This window comes from Paraclostridium sp. MRS3W1, from assembly GCF_032465715.1.
Taxonomy (GTDB): Bacteria; Bacillota; Clostridia; order Peptostreptococcales; family Peptostreptococcaceae; genus Paraclostridium; species Paraclostridium dentum.
Genome location: NZ_JAWDJM010000166.1, coordinates 1 through 317 on the forward strand (window position 1 = coordinate 1; position 317 = coordinate 317).

The window sequence follows — 317 nt, forward strand, 5'->3', positions numbered from 1 at the left end:
CAAGGTAGCCGTATCGGAAGGTGCGGCTGGATCACCTCCTTTCTAAGGAGTAATTACCTACTGTTTAATTTTGAGAGTTCTTAAATGAACTTCATATTGTGGGGGTGTAGCTCAGCTGGGAGAGCACTTGCCTTGCACGCAAGGGGTCAGGAGTTCGATCCTCCTCATCTCCACCATATTAGTACTTTGAAAACTGCATAACATTTAGTGATGATTAAATAAACCAATTATAAGAGAAGAAAACTCTTTAAAAAATAACACTTTTAATAACTGGTCAAGTTATTAAGGGCGCAGGGCGGATGCCTTGGCACTAAGAG

Annotated in this window: 1 tRNA gene; it reads left to right on the top strand. The window is 41.3% G+C overall.

Annotated features, from left to right (window positions below):
- Positions 1 to 100 precede the first annotated feature (100 nt).
- Positions 101 to 176: transfer RNA gene (locus RWY47_RS13760), tRNA-Ala, on the top strand.
- The last annotated feature ends 141 nt before the right edge of the window (positions 177 to 317 follow it).